Here is a 15600-nt window from a genome sequence, read left to right on the forward strand (position 1 = left end):
AATATCTAAATTTTTAAATTAAAGAACAATTAATTTCCAGCTATATCACTTTCGGATAAAGCATAGCGTTCATGTATATCTTTTAAACTTGGAAATTGATTATTCAACCATTCTTTACTCAATAGTTCAAAATGTTCAAATTCAAATGCAGGTTGGCACATACAGCCTACAAGTGCATAACCATTTTCACCTTCAATTGAAGAAGCAAAAATCGTTTCTTTTGGAACTACATATTGTAAAACATCACCCGCTTCAAGGTCTTTGCCTATTGACACACTTTGATAACGTCCATCTGAATGAATCATATGCACTGTTAAAGAATCTCCAGCGTGGTAATACCATATTTCATCTGCATCGATACGATGAAAATGCGATATATTGTCATGTGTTAACAAGAAATAAATACTTGAATATACTGGTCTTTCATTTAGATTATTTGATTTAGCTTTGATAATCTCTTTATAATAGCCCCCTTCTGGATGGGGTTGTAAATCTAGTTGATTAAGCCAATACTGGATATTTTTACCCATATTACTTCAAGTCCACATTATGGAAAACGTTTTGAACGTCTTCTAAATCTTCTAAAGCATCAACTAGTGTTTCAAAAGCTTCTTGATCTTCTTCAGATAATTCTATATCTGATTGTGGCAACATCTCAAATTCAGCAACCTTAAATTCTTCGACACCTGTTTCACGTAGAGCATCTTGAACTTGAGCAAACTGATCTGGTTCAGCGTAAATAATAGTTAACCCATTTTCTTCAACGATATCTCTCACATCGATATCTTTTTCCATCAACGCTTCTAACGTATCGTCTGCTGATTTGCCTTCAATACCAAACACAGCCGTATGATCAAACATATACGCAACTGAGCCTGAAACTCCCATATTACCGCCATTTTTACCAAAAGCTGCACGTACATCAGAAGCAGTTCTATTCACATTTTCTGTTAATGCGTCTACGATAATCATTGAACCATTTGGTCCAAAACCTTCATATCTTAATTCATCGTAGTTTTCTTCACTTGCTCCTTTAGCTTTTTCTATCGCTCGATCAATAATATGATTCGGTACAGAATAAGTCTTAGCTCTTTCTAAAGTTAATCTTAGCGCTTGGTTTGATTCCGGATCTGGTTCACCTGATTTAGCCGCTACATAAATTTCTTTACCGAATTTAGCATAAATTCGACTTGTATTTTTGTCCTTTTGCGCTTTTTTCTCTTTAATATTATTCCACTTACGTCCCATACTTTCATCACACTTTCTCGAAAAATATTTTTATTAACATGATATATTATACAATAATTTCGCTCTATTACATAGAACTACGTATATAAATGACAAATAATCGCACCTTATATATTACATAATAAAAAGACTAGCCATACACAATTGAATTTCATGTGTACCACTAGTCTTTTAAATCATCTTAAAATATGAATCAACAAGGGACATTTCTTTACTTGAAACTATATATTTTATTCAGTATATGATTCAATTTCATCTAATAATGCTTCGTAATGTGCAGCGTTCTTTTCATTCATTAATAAATATACTTTACGTTCATCTTCTGTTGAACGTAGCTTACTCACTCTATCTTGATCAATCAAACGACGAATTGAAGCAAGCACTTTGGTTCTACTCAAATCCAATTCCGCAGTAGCTATTTTTAAAAATGGCTGCATCAACATATATTTTTCACTACAATTTTGTTGAACCAATTCTAAAACTGCTACATCATTTATTGTCAATTTATATTTTTGTTCTATGTAATGCGTTAAACTTTTATATTTTTTATAAACATTTAAAAATTGAGCCTTTTTCTCTTCATTCATTGCTATCACACCTCCACATGAAATTATGATGAATGTTTCTAACGCTTACAAAAATAACACTGTTTTATTTTTATATTTTTTTATTTGAATCAACATACTTTTATCTTTACGCAATTTTGAATAAAATATTTAAATTTGTCAACACTTTTTCATTAATTTAACTAAATTATAATTAAGAACTAATTAGATTGCTCTTTTTTAAATCGTGTCATCACTATATAATTGCTATATAAAAAAACACCCTTAAAGTTGATTACTAAAATCTACTTTAAGGGTGTTAACATGTTAAATAATTAACTATCAAAAACCAAGTACTTTAACTGTAATTACTTCATACTTTATCTTCTAAATTTATTCGCTAGTCTTAAAACGTATTTTATAATGTGTAATAAATTGATGAATAAATTAAAGCCCATTTCTCTTGGTGAGAATTGACCCCGTTTCATACGGTTAAAGTCGTATAAGGTGTAAAGCAGGAACAATAATAGACCTACCACAGTAATAATCGTGTGGAACAATGAATTTTGAATAAACATACCAATCAAGCTTGCAACAATTAGGGCTACTAATGTTACAAATAAGTATTTACCCATACTTGCGGCATTGCCAATTACAAAAAAGCCTATAATACCAAACACCATAAATCCTGCAATGGCAAGAGTCACATTTTTATAGAATACTTCAGGTCCTAAATTTTGCATATATGTCGTAAATGTTGCGAATGATAGCAATCCTACTACAATTGCATATATGTGAGAAATTACTAAACCATATTTACGCGCTCTGTTAAAAATAACGGTGATAAGAACTAAACCAAGTAACACGAAAGATAAAGGCCTTCTCCATTCCAACGGCAAGTATTGTCCGAAGTAACAACCAATGCCAAAAATAATCCAGTAATAGACAAAAAAGAGCCATACTTTTCCGTAAGCATGAGACTTAGACTTATCTTTAGACTGTTGTTTATGCTTATTTATATGTTGTGCAGTTTCAGCCAATTGATTCACTCCTTAACTATAAAAAAATATTTAAATACTTGAATATTATAATAACATTAATAACATACTATAATCTTTCAATAAGCGTAATACTTTAACTTTCACTATTTCAAACAATACCAAACATGAACCACATAATTTTCCAAATCTCTTTAGCTGAGTCTATTTATTTATAACTACAAGCAACTTAATTGTTACAAACACGAAAAAGTTCAATACAATTATCTCTTTATAATGTCTTATAAATCGCACAAGAAACGTCTTAAAGGCACTTCATCCTTTTTGTACTCAAATGTTAATAATATTACATCTTTATAACAACACCCACAAAACACCTGATTTTTGATAGTATGGAACGTGAATTGAGATTAAAGAAACTATCACATATATTTAATACATATCTGCTTTTGGGATATATAGGAATTGAAGGAGGAGTTCTTTTTGAAAAAGTTAGCATTTGCAGTAACAGCTGCTTCAGGCGCTGCAGCGGTTATTTCCAATCATGAAGCCGATGCATCAACACAACACACAGTAAAATCTGGTGAGTCACTTTGGACAATTTCACAACAATACGGTGTATCAGTAGATGAAATCAAACAAAGTAATGATATCAATAACAATATCGTATTTCCGGGACAAGTTATTGAAATTGGTGGAAGTGGTTCACAAGAGCAAGGCTCAAGTTCAAACTCTTCTTCACAATCATCTGGTGGTTCAACGCATACTGTAGAATCTGGTGAGTCACTAAACATCATTGCCAATAATTATGGTGTTTCAGTAGATGAACTTATATCAGCAAACAATTTGAGTGGATACATAATCTATCCTAATCAAACGTTAACAATTCCAGGTGCAACTGGTGGTTCTGGCGGTTCTGGTGGTACAACAACACCAAATCCAAATACAGGTAGTTCATCAGCAAGTGATGCTAATCTATACGATTGGGGTCAATGTACGTGGCACGTATTCAATCGTAGAGCTGAGACTGGCAAACCAATCAGCACATATTGGTGGAACGCTGATCATTGGGCAAACAATGCAGCAGCAGATGGTTATACTGTAAATAATACACCAAGCATTGGTTCAATTATGCAAAATTACGAAGGCCCTATTGGTCACGTGGCTTATGTAGAACAAGTTAATCCAGATGGTAGTATTTTAATTTCAGAAATGAATTATAATACAGCACCAGGGACAGTGGATTATCGTACAATCCCAGCTTCACAAGCTTCAAGCTATAATTATATTCATTAATCTATGAATATAATATTGAATAAAAAGCAGTTAGACTTCTCTTTAGAACTCTAACTGCTTTTTAATTTGAAAAATTTTAAAGAAAATTACATATAATATCATTCATAAGCTCACTCAGTCGTCTTATGAGCGTACAAATATCTTTACTACCTCTTGTTAATATAACTTATAAAATGCTCATAACAACGCCACTGATGTCAATAAATAAGGAACACCAAATTATAAAAAGTAATAATTTGGTGTTCCTATTTTTGAGAATAGACAATCACGTCCAAACTCTTTTATTATTTCAAACGCTAATCATGCTATACCATGCCTACTTACAGGAAGATATTCACAACGAAATATACAAGGGCAGCAACAATTGCAGAAATCGGCATTGTAATAACCCATGTAACAATCATACGTTGTGCAGTATTCCATTTCACACCTTTAATACGATTAGATGAACCTACACCTAGAATAGATGAAGAAACAACATGTGTCGTTGATAACGGAAAATGTAATGAAGATGCTACAAAGATTGTTAAAGCAGATGATAAATCTGCCGCAGCACCATTAGCCGGACGAATTTTCATTATATTGCCACCAACTGTTTTAATGATTTTCCAACCACCAACAGCTGTCCCTAACCCCATAGCAGTAGCACAGGCAATTTTAACCCACAATTGTGGTTCAACAGTACCACTTGGTTGTAAGTTAGCTACGATTAAAGCTAATGTAATAATACCCATTGATTTTTGAGCATCGTTGGTACCATGTGAAAATGATTGTAACGACGCTGTGAAAATTTGGAAGAATCTAAAGTTTCTATTTGTTTTTGTTAAGTTTGCATTTTTAAATACGACTTTAACAATTGAATACATAATGAAACCTACACAAAAAGCAATTACTGGTGATATAAGTAAAACAGCAATGATTTTTGTAAAACCTTCATAGTGTAATACGGCAAATGACCCCTGAGATGCGATAGCTGCACCTGCAATGGAACCAATTAACGCATGCGAAGATGAACTCGGTATACCATAAAACCAAGTAAGCAAGTTCCAAAAAATCGCTGCAATGATAGCCGACAGCACCACAACAAGCCCATTTTCTAATTTAAATGGGTCTACAATATCTTTAGTTATTGTACCTGCAACTCCAGTAAAAGCTAATGCACCAATAAAGTTCATAACTGATGCTAATATAATAGCAGTTCTAGGCGTTAATGCACGAGTTGAAACAGCAGTAGCGACAGCATTGGCTGTATCATGAAAACCATTGATAAAGTCAAAGATAAGTGAAAAAATAACAATAGCTACTGTGATGATTAAAATATATTCCATTAGTTAGGACTCCTTAGCTATTTTTCATAATTATAGTTTCAAAGTTATTCGCTACAGCTTGACATTTATCTGCAATTTCTTCCATGCTTTCATAAATTTCTTTTATTTTAATAAGCGTTATTGGATCTGTTTCACTGTTAAAAATGTGTTTGATTGATTGACGTAAAATGCCATCACAATTTGTTTCAAATTCTTTAATATTAATAGAATGAATACGCATATGAGATAATTTTTTATCAACGAGTAAACCAACAGCTAATTTCATTTCTGCAATAGCTTTTTGGATATTATCAACAAATTCAGCCATATATTCATCTGTATATTCAATTGAATACATTTCAAACATCGCTGACGTTTCTTCTATTGCATCTAAAACATCATCAATTGCATTACATAATGAAAGGATATCCTCACGTTCAATTGGTGTGATGAAGGTCTGGTTTAAATCGGAAATCACTTGATGCATTAATTCATCACCGTGTGATTCATATTTTTTAATATTGTCTGAATAAGCTTTCAGATCTAAGTGCGTATTAAAATCCATTTTCCCAAACTCAATTGCAGCTCGATCTAAGTTAAAGACCATTTCTTCAAGTTGCACCATGAACTTATCTTTTTTCTTGTTAAACATCCAAAAAATCCTCCATTTACAGCGACTGTTTCCAATCAGCTTCAATAAATTTAAAAAATCAAAACTCTTTTAAGACAAATTAAAATTGGCAAGATTTACAATTCACTCATCATTTCATTACTTAATGTGCCCTTACCTTCATGAAAATGAGTCTTTGCTTCTATACCGGTTAAAAAATCTCGCAAATGTTGATTTGTCCTTATATGAAAATAGCACAAAATTTACAATTCCACAATTAAATTTACAATCTCTTAACATTTAGAACTTGTAAGAATAAAATATTCTTTTAAAATATAATCTTGTAAAATATATTATAGTCCCCATTTCAAATTGGCGAATTCCATAATTAACGTTTTATATTCATAATAAAAAAGCATTGAAAGTTAAAAAACTTCAATGCTTCAGAACAAGGACAATTACGATTAATTGTATTCTTTTCTTTGAAAATGGAAGTGATTGGGCTCAAGTCCATCTTAGTTAATAAAGCACTAGTCAAAGACTCCCAGATGAGACTGTGCTGACGGAAAGTGTACACAAATTACTTCCAAAAGCCGTAAGACTTTATCAATGCTTTTCAGATAGTCTTGCAATAAGTTCATTTTGATTAGGAAACATAAATGTAGCCTTTGTTCCTATTTGTTCTTCGGAAGTGATATCTACTCGTATTCCTAATTTGTCTTTAACGTTACCTACTAAATATAAACCAATGCCCGATGAAGTAGTCTCATTACGGTAAGCAGTGGAAGTAAATCCTTTATCGTAAATTCTCGGCAAATCTTTCTTACTAATTCCTCTACCTTCATCTATAATTTCAAGTGTTATATGTTTATTAACTATATGGGCTTTAATGTGAATTGTACTATACTCACTATATTTGATGGCATTAGATAAAATTTGTCTTATCATCATCCGACACCATTTTGTATCTGTATAGACATCGTAGTCCGCTTCAAAATCAAGATCGTAATCAATGCCTTTAGATTGACTAATATACCTTGTGATTTGTATTTCTTCTATAATAAGACGTTTTAATGCTACATGTTCAAAGTATAAATCATTATTTTGAAACTCTAATCTCGTTAAAAATAATTGTCTGTCTAACATTCCATTAATTCTCGACCACTCATAAAGCAAGGCGTATTTTCTCTCTACATCTCGCTCTTTTTCAATAAGTAGCTTCATTGCTGTTACTGGTGTCTTAATGTCATGCACAAAATCAGTTAATGACGCTTCAGTTGTTTGAATTTGTTGTTTTTGAGTTGTAACTAACCTTTTCTGACTAGTAATTTGATTATATAAATAATTTACCATCTCTTGTTGAAAGGGAGTATCAGCAAGAGATTTATGTTTTAGTTCTTCAGGCTCGAGGTTATTGTACAAGTGTTTGAAAAATTTTACTTCCTTTATATATGTATATAACAAAAAAATCACTGAGATTCCTAAATTCAAAATAATAATATAAAAAATACTACTTACACTGATATCGTAATCTAAATATGCGATAAATAGAAAAATGAAATGTAATAATATGAGCCAAAGTATCCAATTTAATCGAGAACGAAGGAAAATTAATAACCATTTAATGTTAGCCATGCGCCATATACCCTTTGCCTATTTTAGTTTCAATCGCATCATTCATATCAATATCAGCTAATTTTTTTCTTAAACGATTCACGTTTACAGTTAACGTGTTATCACTTACAAATGCTTCATCATCCCACAATGCTGTAATCAAAGTATCTCTAGTAACGATTTGATTTTGCTTTTTCACTAGCATTTCTAAAATAACCATTTCAGTCTTAGATAAATAGATTTGAGCATCACCTTTACTAATGCTGTCTTTAGATAAATCTAAAGTCGTTTCTTGCCAAGACAATACACGCTTCTCCTCAATACTGAATTGATAAACACGTCTATATATAGCTTGTAGTTTGGCAATAAGTACACTCGTATTAAATGGTTTTTGGACATAGTCATCTGCGCCTAATTCCATACTCATAACTTGATCCATTGGATTGTCGCGTGAAGATAAGAAAAGAATAGGTGTATTGGAGACCTCTCTAATTTTTCGAGTCCAATAAAAACCATCATACTTAGGCAATTTAACATCCATAATTACAATTGCAGCATTCACTGCTTCAAACTTTGACATAACATCATTAAAATCACTGATGCCATGCACTTGAAAGTCCCATTGCTCTAATTCTTCGCTCAGTTCTTTAAATAATGTCATATCATCTTCTACTAATAAAATGTCCACATGATCACCTTTTCAATTATTTAGTATATTTTATTTCTTCTCCTGACTGTATACGACCATTGAAATGCTTAATACGACAATCTATTTCAAATCCTCTCATCATCAAATCTTGAAATGGCGATTGGAACAAGTAATACGCAGGCCAAATGAGTTTAGGAATATAATCATATAAATGAACAATTACAGTTTGTGTACCTTCCAGTTTTCGAAATTCTAACTTTCCTTGTTTCGTTAAATTCGGTTTCACTATCGATCCACCTACTAAATTCAATGTAATCATATCACTTTCTGTTATCGTTTTATGAAGTACAAGTATTGGATTGCGTTTATCTTTTATATAAACAACAAAATTATCGCCCTCATTATAAGTATGTAGCATCGTTCCTTTAGTTTTATTTAACCAATCAAAATAATACTCCACCATCTGATTTAAGGTCCAGTTCATTGGCAGTTGTACATTAAGTGCACTGCGTACATCATCATACTTTGAAACTTGTAACTCCACTGCAACATGAGGTCGAGAAACTTTTACTTCTGTTTTTTCGACTGGCGTTCCATACGCTGACAATCGCTCTATCGACTCATTATCAAAGCGACTACCACTAATATAAATGATTTTTTTAATTCCTTTTTTAGCCGTCGCACGCCCAAAATTATCAGCAGCAATTAAATTCATATCTCTAGCTGTTGCTTTTGTCAGCTTTGCTGAATGCTTGGTTGGATCTAAATAATAGATGGCCATATCCATACCTTCCATTGACTCAAGGACATCATTATAATTATAAATATCTTTTTTTAACCATGTTACTTCTTGAAACTCATCTTCTTTAGGATATTTCGACATCGTAAAAAGCGTTGCGTCATCTTTAATGGATTGTATTAAGTTTTTTCCTATATAGCCTGTTACACCTGCTAATAAAATATTAGGTTTCATAGTTATACTTCCTTTATATTAATTTGGCCCAATTCAAATATCTCCTAGTAAAATCATGCTAATGATGTTAAGTTATACTATAACTGAGTATCAGCAAAATAGAAATAAGGAGTGGACACTTATGGTTCATCAAATTCGTGAAATTGGTATCAATGATATAGATCCATTTGTAAAATTATTAACTACTATCTATGATGAATCTGAATATTTAATATATAATCCTGGTGAGTATGCTCCATCTAACAGTGATGCTGTTTCAAACTTGGAACATTATATAACATCACCGTCCAATGCAATATATGTTGCCGAAAATAATGGTGAACTTGTTGGGTTTTCAATCGTAACAACTGAAAAATTTGAACGTACACGTCATGAAGCCAATTTTTCCATGGGTGTTATTAGACACTATCGAGAAAAAGGACTTGGTCAATCACTTATTAATTCTATTGAAGCGTGGTGTTTAAACCATAACATTCGCCGAATCGAAGTTTCTGTAGTCCCTGAAAATGAAACAGCAGTAGCTTTATTTAAAGCTGCTGGATATCAGATTGACGGCGAACTTCGAGATAAACTTTATATCGATGGACGTTATTTCAATAAATATATAATGTCTAAGTTATTACTTTAGTCTACCTCAATGTTTATATATTAAACGTTTCACTATTATAGTTTAATTATAAATTAATAAATTGGAATAGAACAGAAATCTAATTTTTCTAATAACATTTCGTTATATGAATTAAGTCTGACAAAGAAGACTAGAACTAAAAACAGCTTATAGTATCCATTACAGGAGATCTATAAGCTGTTTTTTGAATTTATTTATATAACTTTATTACTTCGAGCTAACTTAACACATTAGTAAGGATTCAATTGAACCCCATCAGGATTTTTTGATTCAGGTTTTAATTCCCTCTCTACACCAGAAGCACTTGTGTTTCTACTTAAGAAACTCAACGTATCTTTCATATTTTGCTGTGACTCTGGTAATTGCATATGAAATTGGTATTGATGTCTTAAATTATGTGATCCATCATAAAACAGTTTATCCACTGGAACATCTTTTTCTTTTAGTTTTTTATAAAAATCAATATTTTGACTATAAAATGGATCTGCATCCCCTACTGATAAAAATGTTGGTGGATAATCTTTTGTCACTTGGTTTATCGTAGACATTTCACTGATATATTTAAATTGTTGTTCCCAATCTCTCTTACCAGTGTAACTCTCCATAAAGAGCTGTATTCTTGGAAATTCTGTTTCTTTCACGGTTTTCATATCATAAAAGCCACCAAAAAAGATTGCTGCTTTGATTTGATCTGGTTCAAATTGTTGATTAAACTCCATATCTTCTCGTAATGATTCATTTGTTTGGATAGCTGTAAATTGACTGGATAATTGGGCACCTGCTGAATCACCACCGAAAACAACTTGATCAAAATCTATAGGTAACTCATGTTTGTTCTGTTTGATAAACTGAACTGCGCGATCAATTTGTTTTAACTGTGTCGGGTATTTATAGTCAGGTGCAAGTGCATAATTAATATTCACTACAATATAACCCTGTTCAGCAAATTTTGATAATAACGGGTTTTTATATTGTTTATCTCCTGCAATAAATCCTCCACCATGTAACCAAAAAATGACAGGCAATTTATTATCTTGATCTAATTCAGTAGGTGTTAAAATATCTAAGCGGCTATTGGGTATCCCACTACTATAAGTTATATTAGTAAATGCATTTACATTTTCATTATTAATTTGTACTTTTTCTTTAAATTCTTGGGCATTTTGTCGGTCATATTGTTGCTTTAGTAATATTGCAATCACAATTGCAACGATAACAAAAACAACAATAGCGATAATTGTCCATTTATGTTTTTTCTTCATGCTCGACCTTCCCTTTCGCATGCATTGTATCATAATTAATTAGTACGTAGTAGTATTTATTTGAACGATTATATTAGACAAAACTGCTATTTTCTTTATTTTAAAACCAAATTAATAAACTACCATTAATAATTATAAAATTTTCTCTATATAAGTTAATATCATATTTTAAAACAAAAAATGGCTACTAGATATCCAATAGGATTCTAACAGCCATTTATTAAATCTAGGATTTATATCCTGATTTTATTTATATACTTTATTTCATCACAATTACGCTATGTGATCTTTATTTTGATTTTTTCTTGAATAGTATTTAATAAGTACTGCAATAACTACAACTAAGCCAATTACACCCATGATTGGATATAAGAAGTTAATTAAATCTGCGAAACCTACGAAACTTAATGCATAAGCTACGAGCACCATTGCAACTATAAACACATGATAATTTTTACTATATGGCTCTGTAAATCTTGCAGCAAACGAATACGTTAAACCAAGAATTGTATTGTACATAACTGCTAACATAATAATCGATAATACCAAACCAATCCATGGATTAATTTCATTTGCTAACGTTAGTGTTGGAATCGAAGCCTCTTTAATTGTTGGATACTCTGATTGTAATGCAAAGTTGATAAGCGCTAGTAATATTGTGTATACAACACCACCAAATAACGCACCTGCACCAGATATTTTTCGTTTAGAAGCATCGCCACCGATTGCAACAATTGTACTAAAACCAACCGCGAATGCTAATCCACCATAAATAATACCGTAAAGAATACCTTTCCAAATACTCGCCTCTGGAACTGTTTTGTTCACTTCTGCAAAGGAAATATTTCCATTAAATAAGTAAAATATTGCAATGATAACAACTAAAATAATTAAGAATGGCGTTACCATACCTAATGCACGTACAATTTTGTTAAAGTCCATTAATAATGTAATATAAATAGCAATCACCATAATTAATGCACCTAACCACGTTGGTATGCCAAAACTTTCTTCAAACGTTGATCCTGCACCTGCAATCATTGTGACTGAGATACCAAATAAGAAGAAGATAAGTAAATAATCAATAATCTTACTAAATACACCACCGAATAAATAATCTAAAGTGGATTCATGATTTTGTGCATCGAATGCAGTACCAATCTTAGCAACTTGTCGACCTGCAAACCCTAATATCAATCCTGATATAATAACTCCTAGATACGACCAAAGCCCATAAGGAGTAAAGAATTGCATTACTTCTTGTCCCGTTGAAAAGCCAGCACCTACTACGATACCAACATAAGCGAAACCAATTTTTATAGCTTCTTTATTCAAGCCCATGTGATTTATAACCTCCTCTTAAGTTAACACATTGAATTATTATAACGCACTGTCATTATTTTGCAACACGACAAATTTTAAATTAACACTATTAATTATTTTTTACACTAATCATCTAGTGAATTTACATACATTTAAAAATTCACTTTAATTTTTAAATATAAATTAAAACTCTGTATTAGCGGGTTTAAAACAGATTAAAGCTTTTGTTTTTGAATTTTTATACATTTACCATACACTTATTATCACCATTTTAAAATTCTAAATTTTTTTGATTTTTTATTGCTTTCAAGTTAACTACATGTCATAGCATTTAAATCGTCGCTGTATTTCTATAATCTCAGTGAAAATTTATTATGTATATTATAATTAATAAATTTTTATAGAAAAACAAAATTAAAAACCGAAAAACTCAATTAAAAACTGAGCTTTTCGGTTAAATATGTTTTATTGCTAAGCATGTTAATTAATGTGCATTTTTATAGCGATTTAATTCATTGAAGTCTACAACGACATTATCCATACGTTTAGCCGTTTCTTTAAGCACATTACGCGCAACACTATTAGACGGATCTAATTTAAGTATTTGTCGAGACACATCAAATGCTTTCTTATCAGAAATGACTGGTTCGGGAACTGCATGTAACAATAACATTTGTAATAAACTTTTCACTTCTTTACTGTCCGTAAGTTTTATGGATGATTCTGCATGATAATAAGCTGAATCCAATGCACCTTGTAATTCACTTAATGGATAAACTAATAATAGAAAAGCCAAATCATGCATTTCTGCAGTTTCTTCTACTTTCATCATATCTAAAATACATGTATAAAACATGACGCTTTCTACTTCATGTGCACTTGAAATGTAAGCCTCTTCAAATTCCATAAAATCTGTCTGGGACATTAAACGTTTTACTGACTCGAATTCGCCGTTTAAGACATGCTTTTGTATTAAATCTTTCATGGCAATGTCCTCCTAGGTATCCAGATTTCTATAACAGTTAGGTTCTATTCTACCACATACCATTTATATATTCATATAAAAATGAATCTTTTTGCCATATTAATTGAAGACCTTATAATATTATAATTACCTAACCTATATCAATAATCTATCGGTATGAACAAGTGAATTTTTATCCGAAATTGCGTTTCAATTCTTCGACAATTTCTTTGATAGAACCGCCTACTGATAATTTAACAGCAGCTGTAAAACTACCTTCAACAATTGGTGCATCGACTTTTACTACTTGATACTTACCTTCATACATTTCAATAGCTAAATCTAAGTTCATTTCTGCGGAGCCAATATCATAGAAACAAAGTGCATCATCGTCTAAATCATTAATCATTTCTTGAATATGATCGTAAGATGTTCCAATTTTACCTTCAACGCCACCTTGTATTAATATTGAAACATCTCCTGCCATTTGTTCCAATAATGCTTTTGTACCGTTTGCAATATCTTCGCTATGACTCACAATTACAATTTTCGTCATAATTATTCATCTCCAATCAATGCGTTTAATATATAAACACTACTCTGTGCACCTGGGTCAATGTGACCTTTCGATTCTTCTTTAAAATACGATGCTCTTCCTTTTGTAGCAACGATATCTTTTGTTTCGTCTGCGTATGTTTGTAGTACATCTGCATTTAAAGTTTCGCCTTGTTGTACCGCTTCATTTGCACGTTCTATAACGTCATACATCGTTTTTTCATTTAATTCAACTTTACCTCTTTGCTTAATCGCTTCAGAAAAAGAATTCAATACTTCTTTTAAGTTTGTGGCGTCTAACTCATCACCAACAACTTGAGACATTTTCACAAAACTAAAACCATACAATGGACCTGAAGCGCCACCAATATTAGACATCAAAGTCATACCTGTAGACTTCAATAAATTTTGCATGGAACTATCATCTATTTTCTCTGGTAATGCTTTAAATCCTCTAACCATGTTCACACCATGGTCGCCATCGCCTATTGCTCGATCTAATTCTGTTAATAATGTTTCTTTTTCTTCAAACACTTCTACTAAATTAATTAATCTTTCCTTTAATTCACTTACATTCATTTGCGTTCAACTCCTTATCGTATCTATGACTAATCAACTATTAATTAAAGTAAGGACTTGCTGTAGACTGAGTTAATGCTGTTAACACTTCTTCAGTATATGGGACTAATGTTAAGGATAAGCCCTGCATATCTAATGCAGTCATATAATCTCCCACAAACCAATGTACAACATCAATGTGCTTCTCTTGGAAATTTTCTGCTACATATTTTGCTGCTATATTAAGTTCCGATAATGGTGTAGCACCCATACCATTCACCATAACGATAAGTTTTTCTGAGCTTACTTCTTCCATTAAAGCTTTAATTAATCGTTCGACAATTTGATCTACAGTTTCTACTTTTTCTCTAGATAATCCTTTTTCTCCATGGATACCTACACCGATTTCCATTTCATCACTTTCAATATCAAATCCATATTGCCCAGTTGTCGGTACCATTGGCGCAGTTAAAGCCATTCCCAACGTCTTAACACTTGGTAAAAATTGGTCTACTTTTTCTTTAATGTTAGTTAATGACTCACCCTGGTCTGCTAAATAACCTGCATATTTATGTGCTAATACTGTACCAGCAACGCCTCTTCTTTTTTCATCATCGCTTACTGCAATATCGTCCTTAACAATGACTGTTGCCACTTGTATGTCTTCCATCTCTGCCATTTCTTGTGCCATTTCAAAATTCATAACATCACCAGCATAGTTCTTCACTATAAGTAAAACACCGTCTCCATTATCAACTGTTTTAATTGCACTTAGAATTTTATCAGGTGTAGGTGATGTGAATACTTCACCACAAACAGCGGCGTCGAGCATACCTTCTGCTACATAGCCAGCATGTGCAGGTTCGTGACCACTTCCACCACCAGAAACTAGAGCAACGCCTTGCTTTTTCTTATCTTTTCTTACAACAACAGTATCTGCAATGACTCCAATTTCATTATTCGTTAACGAAAGTCCGTCCAACATATCTGTTAAAAATTGTGTTTTATCTTTAATTAGTTTTTTCATAGAGATGACCTCCTAATTTGAATGTTCATTTATAGTATACCCT

Annotated in this window: 17 protein-coding genes; 2 read left to right on the top strand and 15 right to left on the bottom strand. The window is 31.9% G+C overall.

Annotation, left to right across the window (positions count from 1 at the left end; all coding sequences use genetic code 11):
- Window positions 1–29 precede the first annotated feature (29 nt).
- The 4 genes from PYW44_RS10560 to PYW44_RS10575 form a co-directional block, all read right to left on the bottom strand.
- Complete coding sequence (locus PYW44_RS10560) at window positions 30–530, bottom strand: cupin domain-containing protein (protein ID WP_064783116.1); 501 nt, start codon at window positions 528–530, stop codon at window positions 30–32.
- A 1-nt stretch (window position 531) separates the two neighbouring features.
- Window positions 532–1248: a YebC/PmpR family DNA-binding transcriptional regulator gene (locus PYW44_RS10565; RefSeq protein WP_002508365.1), complete on the bottom strand. Its 717-nt coding sequence runs from the start codon at window positions 1246–1248 to the stop codon at window positions 532–534.
- A gap of 230 nt (window positions 1249–1478) precedes the next feature.
- The gene (locus PYW44_RS10570; protein ID WP_021339392.1) at window positions 1479–1835 is read right to left on the bottom strand and encodes a transcriptional regulator, SarA/Rot family; all 357 of its coding nucleotides are present in this window, start codon (window positions 1833–1835) and stop codon (window positions 1479–1481) included.
- 338 nt (window positions 1836–2173) lie between these two features.
- The gene (locus PYW44_RS10575) at window positions 2174–2833 is read right to left on the bottom strand and encodes a Bax inhibitor-1/YccA family protein (RefSeq protein ID WP_064783117.1); all 660 of its coding nucleotides are present in this window, start codon (window positions 2831–2833) and stop codon (window positions 2174–2176) included.
- Window positions 2834–3274: 441 nt separating this feature from the next.
- On the opposite strand from PYW44_RS10575, the gene PYW44_RS10580 reads away from it, so the two are divergent.
- Window positions 3275–4087, top strand: coding sequence for a LysM peptidoglycan-binding domain-containing protein (locus PYW44_RS10580; protein ID WP_064783118.1), 813 nt, complete (start codon window positions 3275–3277; stop codon window positions 4085–4087).
- A 320-nt stretch (window positions 4088–4407) separates the two neighbouring features.
- Here PYW44_RS10580 and PYW44_RS10585 read toward each other — a convergent pair whose 3' ends face one another.
- The 5 genes from PYW44_RS10585 to PYW44_RS10605 form a co-directional block, all read right to left on the bottom strand.
- Window positions 4408–5415 carry an inorganic phosphate transporter gene (locus tag PYW44_RS10585; RefSeq protein WP_002508369.1) on the bottom strand — a complete coding sequence of 336 codons (1008 nt, stop codon included), beginning with the start codon at window positions 5413–5415 and terminating at the stop codon, window positions 4408–4410.
- A gap of 13 nt (window positions 5416–5428) precedes the next feature.
- Window positions 5429–6046, bottom strand: a complete 618-nt coding sequence (locus tag PYW44_RS10590) for a DUF47 domain-containing protein (protein WP_002508370.1) — start codon at window positions 6044–6046, stop codon at window positions 5429–5431.
- 564 nt (window positions 6047–6610) lie between these two features.
- Window positions 6611–7639 carry a sensor histidine kinase gene (locus tag PYW44_RS10595; protein WP_064783120.1) on the bottom strand — a complete coding sequence of 343 codons (1029 nt, stop codon included), beginning with the start codon at window positions 7637–7639 and terminating at the stop codon, window positions 6611–6613.
- Window positions 7632–8306 (bottom strand): response regulator transcription factor, encoded by a 675-nt coding sequence (locus PYW44_RS10600; RefSeq protein WP_002508372.1) that lies wholly within the window; start codon window positions 8304–8306, stop codon window positions 7632–7634. Before PYW44_RS10600 ends, PYW44_RS10595 begins: the two co-directional genes overlap by 8 nt.
- A 16-nt stretch (window positions 8307–8322) precedes the next feature.
- Complete coding sequence (locus PYW44_RS10605) at window positions 8323–9240, bottom strand: Rossmann-fold NAD(P)-binding domain-containing protein (protein ID WP_069828164.1); 918 nt, start codon at window positions 9238–9240, stop codon at window positions 8323–8325.
- Between the two features lie 121 nt (window positions 9241–9361).
- Between PYW44_RS10605 and PYW44_RS10610 the strand changes: the two genes are divergently transcribed.
- Window positions 9362–9868 (top strand): GNAT family N-acetyltransferase, encoded by a 507-nt coding sequence (locus PYW44_RS10610; RefSeq protein WP_002508374.1) that lies wholly within the window; start codon window positions 9362–9364, stop codon window positions 9866–9868.
- A gap of 230 nt (window positions 9869–10098) precedes the next feature.
- Here PYW44_RS10610 and PYW44_RS10615 read toward each other — a convergent pair whose 3' ends face one another.
- The 6 genes from PYW44_RS10615 to dhaK form a co-directional block, all read right to left on the bottom strand.
- Entirely contained in the window at window positions 10099–11130 is a 1032-nt protein-coding gene (locus tag PYW44_RS10615) for an alpha/beta hydrolase (protein WP_021339389.1), read from the bottom strand.
- Window positions 11131–11403: 273 nt separating this feature from the next.
- Window positions 11404–12471: a YkvI family membrane protein gene (locus PYW44_RS10620; protein WP_021339388.1), complete on the bottom strand. Its 1068-nt coding sequence runs from the start codon at window positions 12469–12471 to the stop codon at window positions 11404–11406.
- Between the two features lie 466 nt (window positions 12472–12937).
- Window positions 12938–13438, bottom strand: coding sequence for a hypothetical protein (locus PYW44_RS10625; protein WP_002508377.1), 501 nt, complete (start codon window positions 13436–13438; stop codon window positions 12938–12940).
- Between the two features lie 172 nt (window positions 13439–13610).
- Entirely contained in the window at window positions 13611–13973 is a 363-nt protein-coding gene (gene dhaM / locus PYW44_RS10630; RefSeq protein ID WP_064783123.1) for a dihydroxyacetone kinase phosphoryl donor subunit DhaM, read from the bottom strand.
- 2 nt (window positions 13974–13975) lie between these two features.
- The gene (gene dhaL / locus PYW44_RS10635) at window positions 13976–14551 is read right to left on the bottom strand and encodes a dihydroxyacetone kinase subunit DhaL (protein WP_021339386.1); all 576 of its coding nucleotides are present in this window, start codon (window positions 14549–14551) and stop codon (window positions 13976–13978) included.
- Window positions 14552–14591: 40 nt separating this feature from the next.
- Window positions 14592–15557, bottom strand: a complete 966-nt coding sequence (gene dhaK / locus PYW44_RS10640) for a dihydroxyacetone kinase subunit DhaK (RefSeq protein ID WP_021339385.1) — start codon at window positions 15555–15557, stop codon at window positions 14592–14594.
- Window positions 15558–15600 lie beyond the last annotated feature (43 nt).

This window comes from Staphylococcus equorum, assembly GCF_029024965.1.
Taxonomy (GTDB): Bacteria; Bacillota; Bacilli; order Staphylococcales; family Staphylococcaceae; genus Staphylococcus; species Staphylococcus equorum.

Excerpts from the sequence above, each read along its gene's own strand:
- PYW44_RS10560 (WP_064783116.1), bottom strand. The coding sequence starts at position 530 with ATGGGTAAAAATATCCAGTATTGGCTTAATCAACTAGATTTACAACCC.
- PYW44_RS10565 (WP_002508365.1), bottom strand. The coding sequence starts at position 1,248 with ATGGGACGTAAGTGGAATAATATTAAAGAGAAAAAAGCGCAAAAGGAC.
- PYW44_RS10570 (WP_021339392.1), bottom strand. The coding sequence starts at position 1,835 with ATGAATGAAGAGAAAAAGGCTCAATTTTTAAATGTTTATAAAAAATAT.
- PYW44_RS10585 (WP_002508369.1), bottom strand. The coding sequence starts at position 5,415 with ATGGAATATATTTTAATCATCACAGTAGCTATTGTTATTTTTTCACTT.
- PYW44_RS10590 (WP_002508370.1), bottom strand. The coding sequence starts at position 6,046 with ATGTTTAACAAGAAAAAAGATAAGTTCATGGTGCAACTTGAAGAAATG.
- PYW44_RS10595 (WP_064783120.1), bottom strand. The coding sequence starts at position 7,639 with ATGGCTAACATTAAATGGTTATTAATTTTCCTTCGTTCTCGATTAAAT.
- PYW44_RS10605 (WP_069828164.1), bottom strand. The coding sequence starts at position 9,240 with ATGAAACCTAATATTTTATTAGCAGGTGTAACAGGCTATATAGGAAAA.
- PYW44_RS10610 (WP_002508374.1), top strand. The coding sequence starts at position 9,362 with ATGGTTCATCAAATTCGTGAAATTGGTATCAATGATATAGATCCATTT.
- PYW44_RS10615 (WP_021339389.1), bottom strand. The coding sequence starts at position 11,130 with ATGAAGAAAAAACATAAATGGACAATTATCGCTATTGTTGTTTTTGTT.
- PYW44_RS10620 (WP_021339388.1), bottom strand. The coding sequence starts at position 12,471 with ATGGGCTTGAATAAAGAAGCTATAAAAATTGGTTTCGCTTATGTTGGT.
- PYW44_RS10625 (WP_002508377.1), bottom strand. The coding sequence starts at position 13,438 with ATGAAAGATTTAATACAAAAGCATGTCTTAAACGGCGAATTCGAGTCA.
- dhaM (WP_064783123.1), bottom strand. The coding sequence starts at position 13,973 with ATGACGAAAATTGTAATTGTGAGTCATAGCGAAGATATTGCAAACGGT.
- dhaL (WP_021339386.1), bottom strand. The coding sequence starts at position 14,551 with ATGAATGTAAGTGAATTAAAGGAAAGATTAATTAATTTAGTAGAAGTG.
- dhaK (WP_021339385.1), bottom strand. The coding sequence starts at position 15,557 with ATGAAAAAACTAATTAAAGATAAAACACAATTTTTAACAGATATGTTG.